Raw genomic sequence first — 19,942 nt, forward strand, 5'->3', positions numbered from 1 at the left:
AAGTCTCGTTTCTCATTAATTTATTGGTTGCCGGGATAACGGGCTGTTCCCCTTCACCCCGGCGATAGCGACACTTCAGGTCAGGCAGCGGCTTCCAGAATTTTGCGGCTTACATCTAGGGTAACATCACCGTTTTCACCCAGATGCGTCATGCCATGATCTTCAAGCTGACCAACCAGATCGTTGATGCCTTCAGCACCAATCTCATAGGCAGACAGACGGGTTGGTACGCCCAAACCTTCGAAGAATTCCTCAGTTTTACGAATGGCAACATCAATCCGCTGATCTTCCGTACCATCGGTCAGGTTCCATACCCGCGTTGCATATTGCAGCAACTTGGCGCGCTTTTCGGCACGACGAACCTTGATTAACGCAGGGAATACGATGGCCAACGTGCGGGCATGATCAATGTGGTATTTTGCCGTAATTTCATGACCAATCATGTGCGTGCTCCAATCATGGGGCACACCCGCGCCGATCAAGCCATTCAGGGCAAGCGTTGCAACCCACATGAGGTTGGAGCGCAGATCATAATCATCTGGTGTCGCGACAATACGCGGCCCGATCTCAACCAGGCTGGACAGCAGCCCTTCTGAGAAGCGATCTTGCGCCATGCCATCGACCGGATAGGTCATGTACTGTTCCATCACATGGACAAAGGAATCCACCACCCCATTAATCACCTGCTTCATGGGCAAACTCATGGTGCGCATGGGGTCCAGCACAGAAAAACGCGGATAGACCAACGGGTTGGAGAACAACAACTTGTCACCCGTAGACTGGCGAGAAATAACGCTTAGGCAGTTCATTTCTGAACCCGTGGCAGGCAAGGTGACAACCGTGCCCAGCGGAAGCGCTTTTGTTGCGGCTTTACCCTTGCTGACAAGAATATCCCACGGCTCGCCTTCATACGGCACAGCAGCCGCGACAAACTTGGTGCCATCCATGACAGAGCCGCCACCAACAGCCAAAAGGAAGTCGAGCTTTTCCTCCCGCACCAGAGCCACGGCCTTCATAAGGGTTTCATATGTAGGGTTGGCTTCAATACCGCCAAACTCACGGAAAGTGCGGTTCCCCAGCGCTGCCCGAACTTCAGCCAACGTGCCACTACGTTCGGCACTTGCACCACCATAAAGCACAAGCACGCGGGCTTCAGGCGATAGCTGTTCATCAAGCCGAGCTATCATGCCTTTGCCAAACAGGATGCGTGTAGGGTTATAGAATTCAAAGTTCTGCATTGAGACACCTTATTAAGATCGGTCTTTATAGTAGACCGGTCGTCTATTTATTGCGCAAAGTAAAACGCTGTGCGCTTTCCCTGCTTTCTAGATTTCCAGAAGCCGTTTGGTTGCCTGCCATGCTTGGTCAAACGGCTGAGAACTGTGTGTAATTTTCACTATCAGGGTCGAACCCAGCCAGAGCTGGTAAAGTGAGGCCGCAAGCATTTCCGGCTCCTGCCGGTTGCCTATTGAGCCTTCTCCCTGCCCCGCCGTGATAAGTGCGCTAAGCCGGTCAATAACACTCCTGGTGCCACCTTCCAGAATGGCCCGCATCCGTTCCGAAAGATCGCAGACTTCCGCTGCAAGTTTAACAATCAGGCATTTATTCCCAATCTGCTTACTAAGATGCGTATCGCGCCAGAACTGACAGTAACGCGCTATTTTTTCGGCTGCATTACCATCTGCACTTTCAAAAAGATCATCCATTTTTACCAGATAATCTTCAATATAAGTTCTAAGAAGCTCTTCCCCAAATACTTCTTTTGATTCGAAGTAATGGTAGAAAGAGCCCTTGGGAACTCCCGCAACATCCAATATTTGTGTCAGACCAACAGCCGAAAAACCACGCTGGCCGATAAGCGGTTTAGCCGCTTTCAGGATGTGCTGCCGAGCAGCGTGATGTTTCTCTGCAATCTTCATAGGAGCTTATATATGGACGAATACATTGCCTGTCCATATAAAAAATAGACCGGTCTTCTATTTTTTATATTCCCTCCTTTCCCATGCCATACGTTAAGCAAAATAATAGGTAGCAAATAGATTATATAAGAATGGATGCCTGAAACTCATTTTGTGTCCGATTGTTCCGAACCGCCTCAACCCCAGCATTTTTCTACCAGTGCATGTATCTGTGCAGGTTACTGCCCCTTGACGTTCACTGTGCTGCGCTGTGCAATCAGCGCCATAACCTCGAACTCAAATATGGACATGCCCTACATGCAATATTACGGTGCGCCAGAAACGCAGGCACTTTTACCATTTCCTGCATTGGTGAACATGCTGCCCGCACAGTGCGCGATTACGCAAATGGTGGCATTACATGCCCGCCTCGTACCGTTGTTCCCACGCAAGATGGCAACGGCACGCTTATGTGCATGCCAACCGTGGCAGAGGATTTGATTGCCACCAAAATACTCACAATTTTTGGTAAAAATCCCGCACTCCATCTTCCCACCATTCAGGGCATGATTACATGCGCCGATGCACATGATGGACGCTTCCTTTTCAATCTGGATGGCCCCACTGTAACAATGCGCCGGACATCAGCCATGAGCATGCTGGGTATTCGCACATTTGCTTCTGATGCTGTAAAGCGGGTGTTGATTATTGGCACAGGCACCCAAGCCCTTGCGCATGTAGAGGCACTCTCAGCCCTGTATCCGGGCATTGAGGTTGTCATCCGTGGTCGCACTCCAGAACGGGCGGAGCATTTTTGTAAGAGCCCTTTTGGAAATTCACGGATGAGCGTTTCGGCGTAGCATGAGGCTTCCCATGGCGATGTGGATCATGGCCTCTGCGACGTCGATCCGCTGTTCGTAGTCCTTCACAAGGCGACGCCAGCGGATCATCCAACCGAAGGTCCGTTCCACAACCCACCGACGCGGCAGGATTTCAAACCCTTCTGTGAGATTTCCGCGTCGATGGCGCAATCGTCTGGAATTTATTACCGGGCGCGAAGAAATCGTCGCTTTTCTGAAGCGCAAATGGGAGCGCGAACAGGACTATCGACTCATCAAGGAACTCTGGACGTTTCAGGACAACCGGATCGCCGTGCGTTTTGCCTATGAATGGAAAGATCACGCCGAGCAGTGGTTCCGGTCGCATGGGAATGAGAACTGGGAGTTCGATGGAGCGGGATTGATGCGCTACCGTGCGGCATCGATCAACGATCAGCCTATTTCAGCCGATGATCGCCTGTTTCACTGGCCTGCAGGACGTCGTCCGGAGGATCATCCAGGACTTTCCGCGCTGGGACTTTAAGTATCCGATACCGGGAAACAGTTTTCGTAAGTCCCGGCGTGCTCGTATCGTAAGAGTCATTGTTGTGCTCAGAAAGGCTGTCAGGTTGGGACGACACATCAGTGCAACTGCTAAGCAGCTCTGCGGTCCATAACAGCCCGACAAAGCAGCTTTCTTAGACCGTATCGGATAACCAGTTGCCACCGTCTGATGTTCCTCAGTCGAAATCTCAGATCGGCTGGCGACTGGCCTTTGAAAAACGAAAACAGGGTTACGTCAGCTGTGATCCACCGGCACCGTCTGGCTCTGTCTGAGGCGGATCATGTCGTGATATTTCCGGTCATTGAGCAGCATTACCGATCTGAAATTACCGCATAACAGTAAAACTCTACCTCACAACGGATACTGATCGTATGATTATGTAGTGCAAAAGGCAGCCTGAAGCAGACCTTGATCACGCAGATACCATGCAACAGAAAATATCAACCCAATTTATCCGTCTGTATTTTATAAAATAAATCAGATAGTTATTGGAATAATCATAATCATAATACAAATATTAGGATACTACTGACTAATACGATATTCTGATACCTAAACTCTGTTCCGGCGACGCGACGGGAGACATGCACGGGGTTCAGGAAAACGTTCGCTCACAAGCCCGAGACCTGCATCAAGTTTTGTTTGCAGGAACCTTCCAAACTATCGACACCATCAGGCGTTTCTCCTGCATCTCTCCAGAACAGGACGACCTCCCATGAAAGCTTTGACCTGGCAGAAAAAGGGCAAGATTACCTGTGAAAGTGTGCGTGACCCGGAAATCATTGAGGGGCGGGATGTCATCATCAAGGTGACGGCCTGTGCCATCTGTGGTTCTGACCTGCACCTGATGGACGGCCTCATGCCGACCATGAAATGTGGTGACATTCTCGGGCACGAAACAATGGGGGAGGTTGTCGAAGTCGGAAAAGACAATAAGCGTCTCTCGGTTGGAGATCGTATCGTTGTACCGTTTACGATTTCCTGCGGCGAATGCAGACAATGCAAATGGGGTAACTGGAGCTGCTGTGAGCGCACAAATCCCAACAGGCGCCAGCAGGCCGAAACCTTTGGATACCCTCTAGCCGGCCTGTTTGGTTACTCACATATCACAGGTGGTTTTTCAGGCGGACAGGCCGAATACCTGCGTGTTCCCTATGCAGACGTCGGACCCATTATTGTCCCCGAAGGACTGGAGGACGAGCAGGTCCTTTTCCTGTCCGATATTTTCCCTACCGGCTACCAGGCTGCAGAAAACTGCGAGATCACTCCCGAATCCGAAAAAACCATTGCTGTCTGGGGATGTGGTCCGGTTGGACAGATGGCGATCCGCTCCTGCTTTCTGCTGGGAGCAAAGCGCGTCATTGCCATTGACGAAGTCCCGGAAAGACTGGCCATGGCACGGGCAGCAGGTGCGGAAACCATAGATTTCCGTACTCAGAACATCCAGGAAACTCTTGTCGAAATGACTGATGGACTTGGGCCAGATGCCGTTATCGAAGCCGTCGGTATGGAAGCACATGGCGCCGATACCATGATGCAAAAAGTCGGTTCAGCACTGCTTTCAGCGACAACACTCGAGAGGCCATTCGCTCTCAATCAGGCCATCCTCGGATGCCGCCCAGGCGGCATTCTTTCCATGCCTGGTGTCTATGCCGGTGCCCTTGGGCCAGTCATGATCGGTATCCTCATGAACAAGGGACTGACCCTGCGGACTGGGCAAACAAATACGCAGAAATATCTCAAGCCTCTGCTGGAACGCATCCAGAAAGGGGAAATCGATCCTTCTTTTGTCATCAGTCATCGGTCTTCAAACCTGGAAGACGGGCCAGCACTGTATGAAAAATTCAGGGACAAAAAAGATCGCTGCACCAAGGTCGTGTTTCGCCCGCATGGGTGAGGGCTGCTGAGGCTTGGACGCAGGCGACATTTGCCTCTCTGTAGATCCAAGAGGCAAATGTCGAATCTAAGCACAAATAATGTAGACAATCTTAGGGCCTGTTAGATCTTGAATTTCTTCCCATATTGTAGGGATGGAAGAAGGAGACAGAACAGGCACCTTTACGGACGAGACATGGGCGATCTGGGAACCTCTGATTGAGGAGGTTCGCCCGAGGGGCAAGACGCCGCCACATGATCTGCGGCGGACGATAGCAGCGATTTTCTGGCGTCATGAGAATGGCGCGAAATGGCGGAGTATCCCCGCTGAACTGGGTCCGTGGTGGCGGGCTGCGCAGCTTTTCATCCGCTGGGCGAAGCTCGGCGTATGGGAGCGGCTGCTCGCACTGGTTCAGGAACAACAGGGAGTGGCATTCGGAATGACTTTTCTGGATGGCACAAACATCAGGGCTCACCACAAAGCGGCGGGAGCCCAAAAAAAGGGGCCTCTTTCGAAGAGCGAGACCATCGTGAAGCACTTGGCCGCTCTCGCGGCGGCTATGGCACAAAAGTCTGCGTGATCGCTGATGGACATGGAAAAGCCTTCGGTTTTGCGCTGGCCCCTGGACAGGCTCATGAACTGCCTCTGGCACCAGCCATGCTCGACAGCCTTCCCGCCACTCCCCTGTGGGTAGTAGCGGACAAGGGCTACGCGTCGAACGCCATGCGTGAACGGATATGGGACATGGGAGCACGGCCAGCCATTCCTGCGAAACGACGCGATGGCCCGGTCGCCTGCCCCAAATGGGCCTATCGGTGTCGGCATCTCGTTGAGAACCTCTGGGCTCGCCTCAAGGAGTGGCGCGCTGTCGCAACCAGATATGAAAAAACAGCAACGTCGTTCCTCGCGGTCATCCACATCGCCTGCCGCAGCAGACTGGATCAAGCCCTAACAGGCCCTAATCTCTCATGAAATCTCGACACGACGTTCGGATAAAACGAGTTTACGATCTGCCTTCGGAAATAGATGGCGTTCGTGTTCTTGTGGATCGATTGTGGCCTCGAGGGTTGCACAAATCAGATGTTAAAATGGATTATTGGTTAAAGAATGCTGCTCCAAGCTCCGATCTTCGACACTGGTTTGATCATGACCCGGCTCACTGGGATGAATTCAAACTCAGGTATCGTCATGAGCTTTCTGAAGGAAATTCCGACATCAAAAAACTTGAGAACCTTATGAAAAAAGGGAGGATCACTCTTCTTTATGCTGCGCATGATCCGCTTCATAATCACGCTCTTGTTCTCCAGAAATTTCTGGATGAGCAGGACATATAGGTATTGACGCTAACGTATAAAAAGTATTCATCCGTTATCACGTTTTTAGGAATTATGTTCCATGCCGAATTTAAGTTTTGCTGAAACAGATCAAAAGAATTCTCCCATTATTTGTGACGATGCGATTGTCCGGGTCCATCGCTCAGGCATCATCGAGTTGTGGGATGACAACGCAGTTCAGATGTTTGGTTTTGCGGCGGAGGAAGCTATTGGGAAGTCACTTGATCTGATTATACCGGAAAAATTACGTGAACGGCACTGGAAAGGTTGGTCTTATGTCGTGGAGCAGGGAGTAACAGGTTTTAATTCAGATCGTACACTCACCGTGCCGGCTTTAAGACGGAATGGTTCGCAGATTGTTGTTGTATTCAATATGGATATCATAAGAAACCATAGTGGGAATATCGATGCGATAAAGGTTGTTTTTCGTGATATCAGGAAGCAGCCATGAAACCGTATCGTATTACGTCGGAGTTCAATGCGATAACTCTTCCCGCAGGTCTGCGTCAGCGTCATGCCACGAAGGCTGGCGTATGGGCAGTTATCCGTATTCTGGAAGGAACTGCGACGCTCGTGTACGTTGACACTGGAGAAGTCAGGCATCTGACACCTTGTGAACCAGGCCTTATCAAACCGGAGCAGGCGCATTACCTAAAATTATCTGGTTTGGTCCGGCTAAAACTGGAGTTTTACGATTCTGATCCAGTTCATTCTTTGTGAAGTATATGAACACTTACATCTGTAGCTGTAGGGCCGACCCTTTGTGAAATGCTATATGCCCAGTTTTCTGGCTGACAATCTCGTATTGAGGTTCCTGGCCTGACGCATGATGATGATACCCATTGACGAGAAATGGTGATGTGTGAATTTTCGTAATTTTACCTGTGACATAACCGGCTTCAGAGTTCCATGAAACAATGTCGCCAATTCTGAAGGTTTGTGAAGACATGGTAATTTTCCTTATGCAACCGAAGACACTGTAAAATGACCAAGGTTAAATGTAAGACGATTTATACGATTGGTCACTCTACGCATTCCCTTGACGAGTTTATAACACTTATTTGTCATTATCATATTACATTCGTGGCGGATGTTCGTGCGTTTCCGTATTCCAGGCGTAATCGGGATTACAATGGTAATGTCCTGTCTGAAGCGCTTGGGAAAGTAAACGTTATTTATCGTCATTTTCCGGAGTTAGGCGGGAGACGTCCGCGGTCTAGAACCGTTGCACCTACGATTAATGCATTCTGGCGTGTGCAAAGTTTTCATAATTATGCCGACTATGCTTTAAGCGATGAATTTCAGAAAGGTCTAGCAACTTTAATCGAAGCGAGCCGATATGAAACGGTTGTTTTAATGTGCGCAGAGGTTCTTTGGTGGCGGTGTCATCGGCGCATTATTTCAGATTATCTTCTTTCTAAAGGTTTGACGGTGATCCATATCCTGTCGTTGACGAACACGCAGGAAGGCGTTCTTACGCCTGGTGCTGTTGTCGAACCAACAGGTTGTTTAACGTATCCTCTTCCAGAGTCCGTATGTGTCCAAAATGATGAGAAGTCATAATAAAAATCAGAATATTCCATCGGAACCTGAAGAAATGTTCAGCGCTCTGAGACTCTTTGATGGTGTTTCAAAGCGTGAAAAACGCGTTCTTTTGTCATCTGTGAAAAAAACGATAAACCAAAAAATTTGTGGATTGTGTTTGATGGCATCATACACTTAAGGAGTCCGCATCCAGAAAAGAAAGAAAATATCACTGTTATGAGTATGATAACCGGTGACTTTCTTCTTCCTGCAGCGGTCGTAACACGACAACCTTATCTTCTGGAAGCTTATTGTGCCTCAGCAGCGACGATGCTTCAGATTGATGCAAATATTATAGACGTATTGTGTTCTTTTCATTCATCGTTCGCGCGTATTATGCTGGAATATGTTGCAAAACAATTTAGGAATAACATCAATCAGACGAGTTGTTATTATCATTGTAGTGGTTCACAGCGTTTGTTCTGTTATCTCGTGAAACTTTCCATTATACAGGACAATCGAAAAAAAGTCGTACTTCCGCATAGCAAATCTTTGGTGGCAGCCGAGCTTCGCATGACACCTGAAAATTTATCCCGTATTATAACACGGTTTCGTGGTGAAATTTTAGAAGTAAACGGTTCGGAAATAGTGATTTTAAATTATGCTCAGTTAATTAGTCTTTGCGGGCACATTATACCAACCGTTGATTGCTATAACCTATGAGCGCAATCGCGCAGCCCGATTGACATGATGCGCCATGGTTGGTCGACGAGCTGGAATTCCCGATGCGGCTTTCAGCAGGTTTGTTGTCACGACGATCGTGGGCATGGGCGTGCCGGAGAATTTCGCGATCGTTTCGCCCTGAACAGCCAGCAGTGCCGGAAGCACGAGAAATTCGCCCCAGTAGCGTAGGGAGGATCCATGCACGATCTGTGCCAGAACCATGAAGATTGTCATCACCATGACACCATAAGCTGGCGACCATAACAGCCGCATCAGGCCGGACAGGATGGCGGCAAGGAAAAAGACACCCAGCACACCCACCAGAAGCAGGCCATGGTGCCAGTTTCCGCTGATAAACGAGGCGCCCATATGCGTGGTATTGCCCGTCATCGCGCCTGCAAAGACACCGCCCAGATCGACGAAACTCAGGGCATCCACATAGCCTGCGACAAGCCCGAGAATGAGAACCCGCCGGGCGGAAATCGAGACCGGGAGAAGGGAGGAGGGCATTATTGCGACCGGGAAGCGATTGACGGATAGAGCCTGCGGGCGACCCGCTCCATGGTCAGACCCTGCACGATGATGGTGAACACCACGACACCATAGCAAACAGGCAGTAGCAGGTCGCGCAGGTCTCCGGGTGGTAGGCCAAGCGCCAGAGAAACCGAGATGCCGCCACGCAGGCCGCCCCATGTCAGGATACCGAGAACACGGCCCCGTTCCCACTGCCGGAGATGAACCGGCAGGGTGGAGAACAGCACGCTCAATGCCCGCACGGCAATAGACAGCGGGATCACAGCAAGCATCGCCAGCACCGTAAACAGATGCGGCGTGATCTCCAATATTTCAAAGCCAATGAGCATGAACAGGAGCACGTTCAGCACTTCGTCAATCAGCGTCCATGCAATGTCGAGTTCCTTGCGGGATACTTCATCGAAAACGGAATGGCTGTAACTGGTTCCGAAACATAGTCCGGCCACGACGACGGCAATCGCTCCGGACATCCCCAGCTGATTGGCGATGCTGAAGGTTCCGGTCGCCAGAGCCAGCGAGGTCAGCAGATCGATATGCGGGTCACGCTGCGCCTTGAGCACACGAAGCGCGATCCACCCGGTTATCGCTCCAAGAAGACCACCACCGAGCGCTTCGCGGCAGAAGCTCATGGCAATCTCAGAAGCGCCCACCCCTTGACTGTCTCCAGTCGCCAGCCCGATCGTCACACCGAAAATGACGACGCCCACGCCGTCATTGAACAGGCTCTCACCCGCAAAAACGGCCTGTATCGGTCCTGGCAGGCCGAGACGTTTCAGCATCCCCACGACTGAAACCGGGTCTGTCGGAGCGAGAATGGCGCCAAGTACGATGCACCATGTAAAGGGAACGGCATGGCCCAGCAGCGGGAAAACACACCACGCCGCGACCGCCAGAAACGCCACGGCCAGAACGGTTCCCAGAATGGAGAGAGCGGTCACAGACATCAGCTTTGCGCGCAGATGTCCGACATTCACCTGCATGGCTCCCGCAAAAAGCAGCAGCGAAAGGGCACCGTTCAGAAGTGCCGCAGGCAAATTGATGGCACCGAGCACGGATCGTGGGAGAGCCTGAAGATCATAGGCCGGGATCAGCGGGTTCAGGATCATGACCAACAGCGAGGTCAGCAATGAGAAGACCAGAACGCCAATCGTGACAGGAACACGCAATGTGTGGTGGTTGAGAATGCTGAAGCCTGCCGAGAAGGTCAGGAGCAGGGCAAGAAGACTGATTGTATCCATGGCCTCATCGCTGGCCGCCCTGGCGCCTCACGTCAAGAAAAACCGGGAATAGTCTGTTATTCGAGAAACTTAACCGGGCATTGAATGGCAAAAATGAGGGCGGGAGCTGACTTTCTACCAAGAAAGTAAATTCACTCCGTTCGCTTCGAAGCCAGTTCATAAATCTCATTATCGGCTCTCCGGCCAACGGCAATTACATAGATGACGATCCGTTCGTCGATGACCTGATAAACAAGGCGGTAACCATCTTTCAGAAGCTTGATCTTATAAAACCCTGATAGGTCGCGATGCAGTTCGTTTCCTGGAGAGTGAGGGTTCCAGATCAGCTTTTCCAGCTTCTTTTCAAATTTCTTACGCACGCTGCCGTCAAGAGCATCCCACTCTCTGAGTGCTCTGTCGTCGAATTCAAGACAATACTCTTTCATTCGCGATGACGGTTCTTAAGCTCTGCAAAAGTCATACGATGCTTTTGGGCAGGGTTTTTTAGGCGTTCGCGCACAATCTCGATAAGCTCCGCATCCTCGTCTGTGACAAGCCTCCGCTTGACGGGAGAGCGACCCGTTTCAGCAATATACGCGAGCGTATCGCGCAGTGCGTCAGAAAGTGAAATGCCTTGAGCCGACAACTTCTTAACTGCGGCTGCCTTCAGCGTTTCATCTACCCGGAATGTAACAGCAGACATACAAAGCCTCCTTGCGTGTATGCACATATGTATCACAGCTGTTGGTACAAATGAAGCGAAAGATGGTCGATGCTGATGTCTGCATTCGAGAAACCTGATCGGTTGCGGAAACGGCAGAAAAGAGGCGACAGCGGAATGTCTGGGTCTGTCGGCATCGTTGCGGGCGTTTCCGTGCGGCAAGGGAATTTATTACTATCTTCTGGTTTCCGAAAAAATGTCGAAAACCAGAAGATAATGATAATCAAAGTTATTATTTATCAGCGGCTTATGAATCCATTTAATCCGGATAATGTTCTACCTAGGTCATAAAAATCCACTTATTAATGATAAAAATAGCAGGCTAATTTCGTGAGAATTTAACTGCGTATTCTGGCAGAAGTTACGTCAGCAATGGGGGGGGGAAGCGGACATCTTTGCTCTTTGGGAACAATATCTGATACATACTGACGATCCCGGTAAATCCTTCGCCTGAGCCGGTTCTATGGCACGCCGCCAATCTGCGCATTTGAGGATTAACGCTAATCAGGCTCCTTTAACCACGCGGATCAGGCGTGGCTTATTGGTGATCGGATGGAAACATTATTGCGTTCAGAAGTTTTGTCTCACTTCAATTTTTTTCATGAGCTTTTCTCCAAGTTCCTTGGCACTATAAGGATCTTGGCCCGTAATCAGTTCTCTATCTTCTACTACGTTGCTTCTGCCGAGCATTTTAGTATGAACCTTGCCGCCAAGTCGTTTCAAAATACGCACCGGATAATCCGGCATATGGCCGCCTATATTGAAAAACGGAATATCTTCCGTCAGCCATTCAGCGGCCATGCTGACACAGGTCATATTGTAATCGGCATAGATCCATTTGCCATTCACTTGGGGAGCCGCTCCAAGTGCAGCAGATCCATGACAGATGGCGGACGTAATTTTATTGTTCTTATGAAAATGCAATAACAACTCACCGGTCTGGTCGTTGTATTCATCACTCACCAGCCAGTCCTTATGCAGAACATCTGTCATAGGAGCATGTCCCCCAGGGATAAAAACGACGTCGTAGCTATTCAGTCTGGTTTTGTCGGCAAGGATGTCAGACAGTTTCACCGGGTTTCCAACTCCCAGTTCCTGGAGAGTTGTCTCAAAGAAATTTCTGGCATGCTCCATCCTGCTTCTGGACAGTCCCCAATTTGTTATTCTGTAAGATGCCGGATCAATCACGCAGCCCTTTCCATCAGGGCTGACAAACTCCACGAGATGTCCGGCCCGAATCAAAGGTTCAATCGGCTCTACCAGTTCACCAAGAAAAATGCCGACATCATGCGTTCCCCCTCCTACAAGAGGGATCTTGGTCGCAGATGAGGTGTAAACGAGGATATGTGCGCGTTTCATTTGTTGTCCCGTCATACTGTATCAGTCTGCCGCAGTCGTGATCGAGAGGCTCCGCCACTTACGGTCATTTTCTGACAGGATTTCAGCAGCCTGCTTCGCATATTCAACAGCGTCCACACCGACGAGCAGTTCCGTCGGAGCATCCTCACGGTTCGCCAGATCGACAATCAGACTGGCGATCCTGGCCGGATCCGAACTCTGATGGCCTGAACTCTCACGTATCATCTTGGCAAACGCCCCGACTGTCTGTTCGTAGGGTGCACTGATTGGCGGGATTTTCATGGATGAGCCAGCCCAGTCGGTTCTGATTCCGCCCGGCTCAATCGTTGTGACTTTGACGCCAAGCGGTGCCATTTCCTGCGCCAGCGCAAGAGAGAAGCCCCGTACCGCGAATTTTGCCGCCTGATAGGCGCTCAGGCCGGGAGTTGCGATACGCGCGCCAATGGAGGCAATCTGGAAGATATGTCCATGCCCCTGTTCACGCAGGATTGGAAGAACGGCCTTGCTGACATAGGCCACTCCGAAAAAGTTTGTCTGGACCTGCTGCGTGAGGTCTTCAATCGTGATGTCTTCGACTGAGGCAATATTGGCGTAGCCTGCATTATTCACCACAACATCAATACGTCCGAAGTGTTCTTTCGCCCGCAGGACAGCGGCCTGCGCGGCTCTGGCGTCGGTAACGTCAAGGGCAAGAGGGAATACACGGTCGCCGTATTGCGCAACCATGGCATCAAGATCAGCCGGTTTGCGCGCTGTTGCAACGACGCTGTCACCTGCCGCCAAAGCCGCGTCTACGATGTCACGACCCAACCCGCGCGAACTGCCAGTCACAAACCAGATTTTAGACATTTTCCGATCCTTTCGATTGATTGCTCACTCATTTAATAAAGACAATTACACTTACGGCCTCACGCCGTTCCAAAAGACCTGAAAGCCGCTCTCCCGATACAGATCGATCTTCTCGGGATGGGCTGCGATACAGTCGAGCGTTACATCCGACATCGCTGTGATGAGCGCACCGACAAAGGCCGCAGATTCATCGTCGGCAGCATCCCGGCTGAGGTTATCTCGAATCATCGTGTTGATGTCTTGGAATGCGAGATTAACCGCATCACGAGTGTTTCGCGATATTCGGTCAGACACTGAAAGCTGCCGCATCGCCTTATGCTGCGTGGGATGCTCTGCTCCCCAGTTCACCAGCCTGTCCCAGCAGTGTCGGGTACGCTCGAAAACCCCGGCCCGCGACGGGTAATCTGTCATGATCGCTTCGGCCAGGGCAGATTTGATGCTCAAATAGAGTTGGTTGAGCAGGTCATCTTTCGTCGGAAAGTAAGTGAACAAGGTTCCGTCAGCGATGCCTGCGCGCTTTGCAATTTGAGATGTGGCAGCACTTGTACCTACGGTTGCCACCAATTCGGTTGCGGCGCGCAGAATGGCGGCACGTTTTTCTTCGCTTAAGGGTCTAGCCATCTCGATACGTTCTTATGAGTGAGTAGTCACTCGTCTATAGGACAAGCAGGCCGTAGTCAAGAAAAATGGCAAGAGCGGTAAAGGGATCCGAAATCCATGTCTGCTTCAAGATACGTCAATTCGGCCCCTGTTTGTCTCAAATGAGGCGAAAGCGGAGCGTCATCCGAGCGTGTGTCGGCATTTCTTTTCGTATTATGCTATGAGAACAAAAGGTAACATTTCTCAGGGACGCATGTTGTGCCGATCCGTCCAGAACTCAGGTGGCTTTACCCTCCCGATTGGCCACAGATCAGCCGACACGTAAGGTTTGAACGAGCGCAGGGACGGTGTCAGGTCTGTGGCCGTCCGCATGGCCAGCGGATCCGGGTGGTGGCCTCTGGTCTCTGGTTCGATGTAGGCACGGGAAACTGGCGGGACACCAAAGGGCGTAAGACTGGCGGTCCGGACCTCATTGACCTGATCGAGGCACGCGAAACCCGGGTGGTGTTGGCCGCTGCACATCTGGATCATGACCCGCGCAACAACCGGTTAAGCAATCTGCGTGCCCTCTGCCAGCGCTGCCATCTTGTGCACGATCGCGCTTGGCACGCCTTGCAACGGCGGCTTACCTGGAAATCCCGCTACGCGCTGGGGGACCTATTCGAGGGTCCATATCGTCCCGGCATTCTCGGTGTCGCCACCGCGCAGGCTGACGCAGGATCTGCGACGAACAGATGACTGTTTTGCATAGCTTTACAGCGGATGTGGAGGCCATGAGGCATGGTGAAGTCGGCATCTATCTGGTGGACAGGCTGGGAAATTAAATAATTTCGATCTGGACTTAAAATATGTTCTCAGAAGTCGAGCCTGATATGATAATTAGGGTAATATAGAGAAACGTCCAGGTGCCGCATGAAGGTCAGAACATCATGGGGTCAGTGCACATGCAAAGCTCTGTGTATACTGTTGAGGACACAGCGTGGACGATTGCAGTTCAGCGCAGTGATGTGTTGCGTCCCCTTTCTGAAAAACAGCGGTTATCCCTGTGTGAAGTAAACGAAGCTGCTCGGCTTCTTCAGATCAGCATTCCTCATGTTTACAGGTTGATCCGTAAACTACGTGCGGAACAAACAACTTCAGCCATGACTTTACAATCGCCCGGCCCCCGTAAAGGACGTAGGCGGCTACCCCCACATATCGAACAAATAATCGATCAGGCGATCGACAGATTTTTTATGAAACGAGAGCGACTGACGTTAAAACGGTTTTACGGACTGTTTGTTTTGGACTGTCGTGCTCATGGCCATGTTCCTCCATGCTTCAACACAGTGCTGTCCCGGATAAAAGCGCGTGATTTGAAAACTACAGTGCGTCGGCGGAATGGAAAGGCATGTGTTGAAGCTGGCTTTCATCAGTTTCAAGGAGGTCTCGAAGCAGAAAGGCCCTTGGATATCGTTCAGATTGACCATACCAAGGTTGATCTCATGCTAGTCGACGATGTTACTCGTGCGAGCATCGGTCGACCTTGGCTAACACTGGTGATGGATATTCATACGCGTATAGTTCTGGGGTTTCTTCTGTCCCTCGAAGCTCCCAGCACCACTTCAGTCGCGCTTGCCCTTACACAGGCGGTTCTCCCCAAAGATTCCTGGCGTGCGGAGCGTCTGATTGAAAACAGTTGGCCAACGTGTGGGCTTCCTCGTTGCATTCATGTCGATAACGGAGTGGAATTTCATAGCCGGGCTTTCGAGCGTGGTTGTGAACAACACGGCATTCAGATTGTTTATCGACCACCCGCAACTCCGCGCTATGGAGGTCACATAGAACGTCTGATGGGTACCCTGATGCGTCGCATTCAAGGGCTGCCTGGCACAACATTCTCGAATGTTGTGGAGAAGGGGGATTACCGCTCTGAAGACCGGGCGTGCCTGTCGTTCCGGGAGTTCGAACGGATACTGGCGCTGGAAGTTCTCGGTCCATATCACAACGAGATCCATCGTGGTCTTGGTCAGCCTCCCATGACGAAATGGGCATCTGCCACAGAGACAACCACTGTTCGGCATCCCGCGAATACTAGGGCTTTTCTTCTCGACTTTCTTCCCTATGAGACACGGGTAATACGTCGTGATGGTGTCCGGTTATTCAATATTCAGTATCAGGATGGAGGACTTGCGCATCTGCTTGGGCGTCTGGATACGCGCCTGCGGGTGAAATATGATCCCCGTGACCTTTCAGCTGTTTATGTAGAACTGCCTGATGGCGACCATGTTCGCGTTCCCTACGCAGATTTACGCCGGGAGCCTATTACTCTGTGGGAACATCGTCATGCGGTTCGACGTCTAAAGGACGAGGGACGCCGCACCGTCGATGAAGCCTCGATTTTTGCCGCAATCAGGGAGCAGCGAGCCATCCTCAATGAAGCGTGCGGTCAGAGCCGCGAGGCACGAAGGAATTTTGTCCGTCGTGAAATCGCCCAGAGGTGCGCTGATAGCCCGTCAGAACCGAACCAAAGTCAATTTCCTGCTGGAAAAGCAGAAGACGATGCCGACCGCATCCCAATGCCGCCTCCAGGCGCTCATAGCGGTGTGGAGATCTGGTAATCATGTGCCGTGCAGAATGGTCGCATCTCCCGGAAGACGTGAGACTACTTGCTGCATTGGGGAACGAAGAAAGGATCCGGCACATCCGAGCCAAGCGTTGGGTGGATTACCCACACGCTGATCGTGTACTGAGGCGCCTCAACGAGATTTATGTCCAGCCACGTTCAGAGCGTATGGAAAATATGCTTCTGATCGGTCAGAGCGGTATGGGGAAAACGACACTCGTCCGAAAATTTGAACGCACTCACACTGTCAGGTTGGGGAACAACGGGACGTGCCGTCTACATCCCATCGTCGTCATGCTGATGCCACATGACCCAACAGGGCCTCGCTTTTTTTCGCAGCTGCTCAAAGCAATCGGCGTTCCTGCAATCGACAATTTCGAGACAACAGCACCACGTGAGTCAACGGTTCTGCGCGTGTTGACCGAGGTGCAGGCCAAAGTCATCGTCATTGACGAGTTGAATTCTGTTTTGGCAAGTACGGCCCGCCAGCAACGACTGTTTCTGCAATTGCTGCGCTGGTTGTCGAACGAATTGCGTGTCGCTCTGATAGGGATCGGTGTGCCGGAAACACGGCATGCTTTGCTGTCTGATGACCAGTTGCGAAACCGCTTTATGAATCTGGAACTACCAGTGTGGGAAAATGGTGACGATTTTAGTCATTTTGTAACACGATTGATCTGGAGCCTGCCTTTGCGAGAGCCATCTCCAGTTGACTCCCGGCGGTTAATGCAGATGCTCGTCGGGCGCACAGGAGGCATTACTCTGGGTACGTGCAAGGCGATTGAACGCGCAGCAATCAGAGCCATTCGTTCTGGCACCGAGCGTCTTGATTATCAGGCTTTTGAGCATGAAGATGTGTGGGATGGCATTGAAGCGCCTGTAATAATGGGAGGACATCGACGGAAATCCCGTCGTGGGTAAAGAGGGGGCACCGTCATCCCTTCCGCTCGTCCCATTTCCACACAGGGCAGAGGCATTTTCTTCATGGCTATCCAGACTGGCCGCCCGCTACGATCTCCGGGCTGACCATCTTGCTCGTCATGCCGGATATCCTCTCCGAGGAGCGGGGGAACTGGACTGCTACCTGTTACCTCAGGCAGACCGTAATCTTGCAGTCATGACCGGCCTGTCACGACGCTCAATCAGGGCAATGCGCTGTGGAATGCCACAAAGGCGTCTGTGGGTTCGAGATCATCACGTCTGGTGTCGGGAGTGTGTACGGGACGCTCTGCTAGAGGGAGATGAGCCCTGGGAGCGGCGATCATGGCGAACGGGAGCGACGGTGACCTGTGATCGTCATCGGCAGCTTCTGGAAGAAGTCTGTCCACAATGCGGAAAAACAGGCGCAGGATGTCTTTTCGTCAGTGAGAAAGGGCGCCTGCGGGCATTATGCGCTGTCAGAGGCGGCAAGATCAATTTGTGGGGGAAACCATCAGCAGTCCAGCTTCCCTGGGGACTGGCTGTGAACAGAACGACATTACGATGTTTGAATGCTCTGACGAGAGATCTCAATCGTAGTCTCGTGGGCCAGCCTCTTCGTACGCAATGGCGTGGTGTAAGTAGCGACCGACCGCTGACGACCATTGTTGAAGAATTGACGCTGATTATCCTGATCACGATCAATTATCTCCCCAGACCTCAGCCGCCATTATATTGGATGCAGGAGCAGTCTGATTGGAAAGCAGCGTTTCATTATACACCCGCCATGCTGCCTGTAGCACTGGCCGCTGGCATCCTCATGCTGGCTTCGATCCTATTGTCCGATGAGCAGTTTTTTGAAGAGCTTGTTTTCTGGGATCCTCTAGAATCCCAGATTCCGAATGAACCGCTCACGGCTGATAATTATGTGGTCTGGCTACACCCTAAGGTGAGGACATGGGGACGACAAATCGTCACGGCACCGTTTGGCCTGTAGCCGCTTGTACTTCTTTATCATCAATCAGTGGATTTTTATCATTATCTTCTGCATTTTTATCGCGAATAAGTGGTTTTTTCGGCGACAAAAACGGCAGTCAGCGGCGGATTATCATTATCTTCTGGTTTTCGACAACAGTGTCGAAATTCCTTAATTAAGTTAGTCAATACTCCGATATTTCAGCACGTTATTGATTCCCTTAATTAGGCGAATATTCCTTATTAAAGCGAAAAGTATCTTTAATTATGTTAAAGATTGCATCGACATTTTTGTAAGGGGACAGTCTGCTTTCGCCTCATGTCGGTCGTAAAGAGAGTCGCTCAAGGTTTTGGTAAGCGGACACCCTGTGCCGGTGACGCAAGCCAGGCCGCCAGTTGTCGGACCATGGATCGCGCGACACGGCCCGCCCCCAGCAGGGTGGCGCATGCGGGGCCGCACCAGGAGCCATAACCCAGCAGCCAGAGACGTGGCTCCCTGACGGCCTGCTGCCCGTTAACGCGGATCAACCCGTCCGGCTCGATCACGTCGAGCGGCGCAAACATAGAGAGCGCGGGCCTGAAGCCCGTACACCAGATGATCGCGTCAATGGCTTCTTCTCGCCCGTCGGGCCAGACGACGCCCGTCGCCGTCATGCGTACAAACTGGCGCACCGCGTGGAGCACGCCCCGCTCCCGGGCGGCTCGCACGGGCGGCACCATGACGATGTCGCCAAAACCGCCGGTGGGCATGGCCGACGGGCCGCCGAGAACGCGAGCGGTCGCCCGCTCGAACAGCACCCGTCCGTCCACATCGTCAGGTAAGAAGACAGGATCGTGCTGCGTGACCCATGTTGCCTGGGCGACAAGGGACAGCTCCGCCATAATCTGCGCACCGGAGTTGCCCCCACCCACCACGAGCAGACGCTGACCGGCAAATGGTAGTGCGTTGCAGTAATGGGAGGAGTGGATTTGCGTTCTGACAAACAATTCGCGACCCGGATAATCGGGGATGAAGGGCGCAGACCATGTGCCGGTTGCGCCGATGACCGCGCGGCTTACGAAATCACCCACGCTGGTTCTGACATTCAGGAATTTCTGGTCAGTGCGTTCCACACGTCCGACCATTACGGGGCGGTGGATCGGCGGCGCATAGCGCGCCTCGTAGCGGTGCAGATAGTCAAGCACCTCGTCGCGGGTCGGGTAGCTGCCATCGGGCGTGTCGGGCATCGGCCAGCCGGGCAGCGAACTGTAGGACGCGGGTGAAAACAGATGCAGGGAATCCCAGCCATGCACCCATGCACCACCCGCCTGCGTCCCGTTGTCCAGAATGACGTAGGTCAGCCCGGTCCGGCGCAGGAAATACGAGGCGGCGAGCGCTGCCTGACCGCCGCCCACGATCACGACATCGAACTGTTCCGCCATTGCC

At 51.9% G+C, this 19,942-nt stretch carries 20 protein-coding genes and 4 pseudogenes; 12 read left to right on the forward strand and 12 right to left on the reverse strand.

The features are described 5' to 3' along the window. Window positions 1-80: 80 nt before the first annotated feature. Together WG31_RS13650 and WG31_RS13655 are read right to left on the reverse strand one after the other, a co-directional pair. Entirely contained in the window at window positions 81-1,238 is a 1,158-nt protein-coding gene (locus WG31_RS13650) for an iron-containing alcohol dehydrogenase (protein WP_003631147.1), read from the reverse strand. Between the two features lie 87 nt (window positions 1,239-1,325). Then, on the reverse strand, window positions 1,326-1,919 hold the full coding sequence (locus WG31_RS13655) for a TetR/AcrR family transcriptional regulator (protein WP_035350860.1): 594 nt from the start codon (window positions 1,917-1,919) through the stop codon (window positions 1,326-1,328). Between the two features lie 297 nt (window positions 1,920-2,216). Here WG31_RS13655 and WG31_RS13660 point away from each other — a divergent pair. After that, window positions 2,217-2,719 (forward strand): annotated as a pseudogene (locus tag WG31_RS13660) (delta(1)-pyrroline-2-carboxylate reductase family protein); the annotation flags it as partial. Window positions 2,720-2,734: 15 nt separating this feature from the next. On the opposite strand, the gene WG31_RS15200 reads toward WG31_RS13660, so the two are convergent. After that, window positions 2,735-2,962, reverse strand: coding sequence for a transposase (locus WG31_RS15200; RefSeq protein ID WP_231621155.1), 228 nt, complete (start codon window positions 2,960-2,962; stop codon window positions 2,735-2,737). Here WG31_RS15200 and WG31_RS13665 point away from each other — a divergent pair. The 6 genes and pseudogenes from WG31_RS13665 to WG31_RS13690 all read left to right on the forward strand — a co-directional run. Continuing rightward, window positions 2,919-3,260: pseudogene (locus WG31_RS13665) on the forward strand (DUF1348 family protein); the annotation flags it as partial. The gene WG31_RS15200 and the pseudogene WG31_RS13665 sit on opposite strands and share 44 nt — an antisense overlap. A 736-nt stretch (window positions 3,261-3,996) precedes the next feature. Next, window positions 3,997-5,178, forward strand: coding sequence for a zinc-dependent alcohol dehydrogenase (locus WG31_RS13670; protein WP_011251546.1), 1,182 nt, complete (start codon window positions 3,997-3,999; stop codon window positions 5,176-5,178). 133 nt (window positions 5,179-5,311) lie between these two features. Beyond that, window positions 5,312-6,109: pseudogene (locus WG31_RS13675) on the forward strand (IS5 family transposase). A 16-nt stretch (window positions 6,110-6,125) separates the two neighbouring features. Beyond that, entirely contained in the window at window positions 6,126-6,491 is a 366-nt protein-coding gene (locus WG31_RS13680) for a DUF488 domain-containing protein (protein WP_010512344.1), read from the forward strand. A 61-nt stretch (window positions 6,492-6,552) separates the two neighbouring features. Beyond that, window positions 6,553-6,942 (forward strand): PAS domain-containing protein, encoded by a 390-nt coding sequence (locus tag WG31_RS13685; protein WP_003631279.1) that lies wholly within the window; start codon window positions 6,553-6,555, stop codon window positions 6,940-6,942. Continuing rightward, the gene (locus WG31_RS13690) at window positions 6,939-7,211 is read left to right on the forward strand and encodes a DUF1971 domain-containing protein (RefSeq protein WP_063354992.1); all 273 of its coding nucleotides are present in this window, start codon (window positions 6,939-6,941) and stop codon (window positions 7,209-7,211) included. The genes WG31_RS13685 and WG31_RS13690 overlap by 4 nt, the downstream gene beginning before the upstream one ends. 13 nt (window positions 7,212-7,224) lie before the next feature. Here WG31_RS13690 and WG31_RS13695 read toward each other — a convergent pair whose 3' ends face one another. Next, on the reverse strand, window positions 7,225-7,440 hold the full coding sequence (locus tag WG31_RS13695) for a hypervirulence associated TUDOR domain-containing protein (RefSeq protein ID WP_010512346.1): 216 nt from the start codon (window positions 7,438-7,440) through the stop codon (window positions 7,225-7,227). A 35-nt stretch (window positions 7,441-7,475) separates the two neighbouring features. Here WG31_RS13695 and WG31_RS15205 point away from each other — a divergent pair, with 35 nt between their 5' ends. Together WG31_RS15205 and WG31_RS15210 are read left to right on the forward strand one after the other, a co-directional pair. Further along, window positions 7,476-8,054 (forward strand): DUF488 domain-containing protein, encoded by a 579-nt coding sequence (locus WG31_RS15205; protein WP_006115867.1) that lies wholly within the window; start codon window positions 7,476-7,478, stop codon window positions 8,052-8,054. Window positions 8,055-8,252: 198 nt separating this feature from the next. Then, window positions 8,253-8,738, forward strand: a complete 486-nt coding sequence (locus tag WG31_RS15210; RefSeq protein ID WP_082823248.1) for a helix-turn-helix domain-containing protein — start codon at window positions 8,253-8,255, stop codon at window positions 8,736-8,738. A gap of 54 nt (window positions 8,739-8,792) precedes the next feature. Here the strand turns inward: WG31_RS15210 and WG31_RS13700 are convergent. The 7 genes and pseudogenes from WG31_RS13700 to WG31_RS13735 form a co-directional block, all read right to left on the reverse strand. Continuing rightward, window positions 8,793-9,248 (reverse strand): annotated as a pseudogene (locus WG31_RS13700) (YoaK family protein); the annotation flags it as partial. Beyond that, entirely contained in the window at window positions 9,248-10,510 is a 1,263-nt protein-coding gene (locus WG31_RS13705) for a cation:proton antiporter (RefSeq protein WP_063355009.1), read from the reverse strand. The gene WG31_RS13705 and the pseudogene WG31_RS13700, both read right to left, overlap by 1 nt. A 131-nt stretch (window positions 10,511-10,641) precedes the next feature. After that, the gene (locus tag WG31_RS13710) at window positions 10,642-10,935 is read right to left on the reverse strand and encodes a type II toxin-antitoxin system RelE family toxin (RefSeq protein ID WP_003618711.1); all 294 of its coding nucleotides are present in this window, start codon (window positions 10,933-10,935) and stop codon (window positions 10,642-10,644) included. Then, complete coding sequence (locus tag WG31_RS13715) at window positions 10,932-11,192, reverse strand: type II toxin-antitoxin system RelB/DinJ family antitoxin (protein WP_003618686.1); 261 nt, start codon at window positions 11,190-11,192, stop codon at window positions 10,932-10,934. Before WG31_RS13715 ends, WG31_RS13710 begins: the two co-directional genes overlap by 4 nt. Window positions 11,193-11,780: 588 nt before the next feature. Further along, a complete protein-coding gene (locus WG31_RS13725; protein ID WP_245191575.1) occupies window positions 11,781-12,569 on the reverse strand; it encodes a type 1 glutamine amidotransferase domain-containing protein in 789 nt (262 codons plus the stop codon). 21 nt (window positions 12,570-12,590) lie between these two features. Next, complete coding sequence (locus WG31_RS13730) at window positions 12,591-13,418, reverse strand: SDR family NAD(P)-dependent oxidoreductase (protein WP_063355011.1); 828 nt, start codon at window positions 13,416-13,418, stop codon at window positions 12,591-12,593. Between the two features lie 51 nt (window positions 13,419-13,469). Further along, on the reverse strand, window positions 13,470-14,039 hold the full coding sequence (locus tag WG31_RS13735) for a TetR/AcrR family transcriptional regulator (protein ID WP_035366644.1): 570 nt from the start codon (window positions 14,037-14,039) through the stop codon (window positions 13,470-13,472). 884 nt (window positions 14,040-14,923) lie between these two features. On the opposite strand from WG31_RS13735, the gene WG31_RS13745 reads away from it, so the two are divergent. From WG31_RS13745 to WG31_RS13755, 3 genes are read left to right on the forward strand one after another with little or no spacing between them, the layout of a single operon-like run. Next, on the forward strand, window positions 14,924-16,618 hold the full coding sequence (locus WG31_RS13745) for a Mu transposase C-terminal domain-containing protein (RefSeq protein WP_245191576.1): 1,695 nt from the start codon (window positions 14,924-14,926) through the stop codon (window positions 16,616-16,618). 2 nt (window positions 16,619-16,620) lie between these two features. Continuing rightward, entirely contained in the window at window positions 16,621-17,544 is a 924-nt protein-coding gene (locus WG31_RS13750; protein ID WP_063355012.1) for a TniB family NTP-binding protein, read from the forward strand. Next, on the forward strand, window positions 17,537-18,538 hold the full coding sequence (locus WG31_RS13755) for a TniQ family protein (protein WP_063355013.1): 1,002 nt from the start codon (window positions 17,537-17,539) through the stop codon (window positions 18,536-18,538). Before WG31_RS13750 ends, WG31_RS13755 begins: the two co-directional genes overlap by 8 nt. 320 nt (window positions 18,539-18,858) lie before the next feature. On the opposite strand, the gene WG31_RS13760 is transcribed toward WG31_RS13755, so the two are convergent. After that, window positions 18,859-19,938 (reverse strand): ArsO family NAD(P)H-dependent flavin-containing monooxygenase, encoded by a 1,080-nt coding sequence (locus WG31_RS13760; RefSeq protein ID WP_063355014.1) that lies wholly within the window; start codon window positions 19,936-19,938, stop codon window positions 18,859-18,861. Between the last annotated feature and the right edge of the window lie 4 nt (window positions 19,939-19,942).

The sequence above is a fragment of the Acetobacter oryzifermentans genome, from assembly GCF_001628715.1.
Taxonomy (GTDB): domain Bacteria; phylum Pseudomonadota; class Alphaproteobacteria; order Acetobacterales; family Acetobacteraceae; genus Acetobacter; species Acetobacter oryzifermentans.

What these genes read in the sequence shown, in the direction of transcription:
- WG31_RS15205 (WP_006115867.1), top strand. Translation starts at nt 7,476, where the DNA reads ATGACCAAGGTTAAATGTAAGACGATTTATACGATTGGTCACTCTACG.
- WG31_RS13670 (WP_011251546.1), top strand. Translation starts at nt 3,997, where the DNA reads ATGAAAGCTTTGACCTGGCAGAAAAAGGGCAAGATTACCTGTGAAAGT.
- WG31_RS13715 (WP_003618686.1), bottom strand. Translation starts at nt 11,192, where the DNA reads ATGTCTGCTGTTACATTCCGGGTAGATGAAACGCTGAAGGCAGCCGCA.
- WG31_RS13760 (WP_063355014.1), bottom strand. Translation starts at nt 19,938, where the DNA reads ATGGCGGAACAGTTCGATGTCGTGATCGTGGGCGGCGGTCAGGCAGCG.
- WG31_RS13655 (WP_035350860.1), bottom strand. Translation starts at nt 1,919, where the DNA reads ATGAAGATTGCAGAGAAACATCACGCTGCTCGGCAGCACATCCTGAAA.
- WG31_RS13730 (WP_063355011.1), bottom strand. Translation starts at nt 13,418, where the DNA reads ATGTCTAAAATCTGGTTTGTGACTGGCAGTTCGCGCGGGTTGGGTCGT.
- WG31_RS13735 (WP_035366644.1), bottom strand. Translation starts at nt 14,039, where the DNA reads ATGGCTAGACCCTTAAGCGAAGAAAAACGTGCCGCCATTCTGCGCGCC.
- WG31_RS13685 (WP_003631279.1), top strand. Translation starts at nt 6,553, where the DNA reads ATGCCGAATTTAAGTTTTGCTGAAACAGATCAAAAGAATTCTCCCATT.
- WG31_RS13725 (WP_245191575.1), bottom strand. Translation starts at nt 12,569, where the DNA reads ATGAAACGCGCACATATCCTCGTTTACACCTCATCTGCGACCAAGATC.
- WG31_RS13750 (WP_063355012.1), top strand. Translation starts at nt 16,621, where the DNA reads ATGTGCCGTGCAGAATGGTCGCATCTCCCGGAAGACGTGAGACTACTT.
- WG31_RS13705 (WP_063355009.1), bottom strand. Translation starts at nt 10,510, where the DNA reads ATGGATACAATCAGTCTTCTTGCCCTGCTCCTGACCTTCTCGGCAGGC.
- WG31_RS13680 (WP_010512344.1), top strand. Translation starts at nt 6,126, where the DNA reads ATGAAATCTCGACACGACGTTCGGATAAAACGAGTTTACGATCTGCCT.
- WG31_RS13690 (WP_063354992.1), top strand. Translation starts at nt 6,939, where the DNA reads ATGAAACCGTATCGTATTACGTCGGAGTTCAATGCGATAACTCTTCCC.
- WG31_RS13710 (WP_003618711.1), bottom strand. Translation starts at nt 10,935, where the DNA reads ATGAAAGAGTATTGTCTTGAATTCGACGACAGAGCACTCAGAGAGTGG.
- WG31_RS15210 (WP_082823248.1), top strand. Translation starts at nt 8,253, where the DNA reads ATGAGTATGATAACCGGTGACTTTCTTCTTCCTGCAGCGGTCGTAACA.
- WG31_RS13650 (WP_003631147.1), bottom strand. Translation starts at nt 1,238, where the DNA reads ATGCAGAACTTTGAATTCTATAACCCTACACGCATCCTGTTTGGCAAA.
- WG31_RS13695 (WP_010512346.1), bottom strand. Translation starts at nt 7,440, where the DNA reads ATGTCTTCACAAACCTTCAGAATTGGCGACATTGTTTCATGGAACTCT.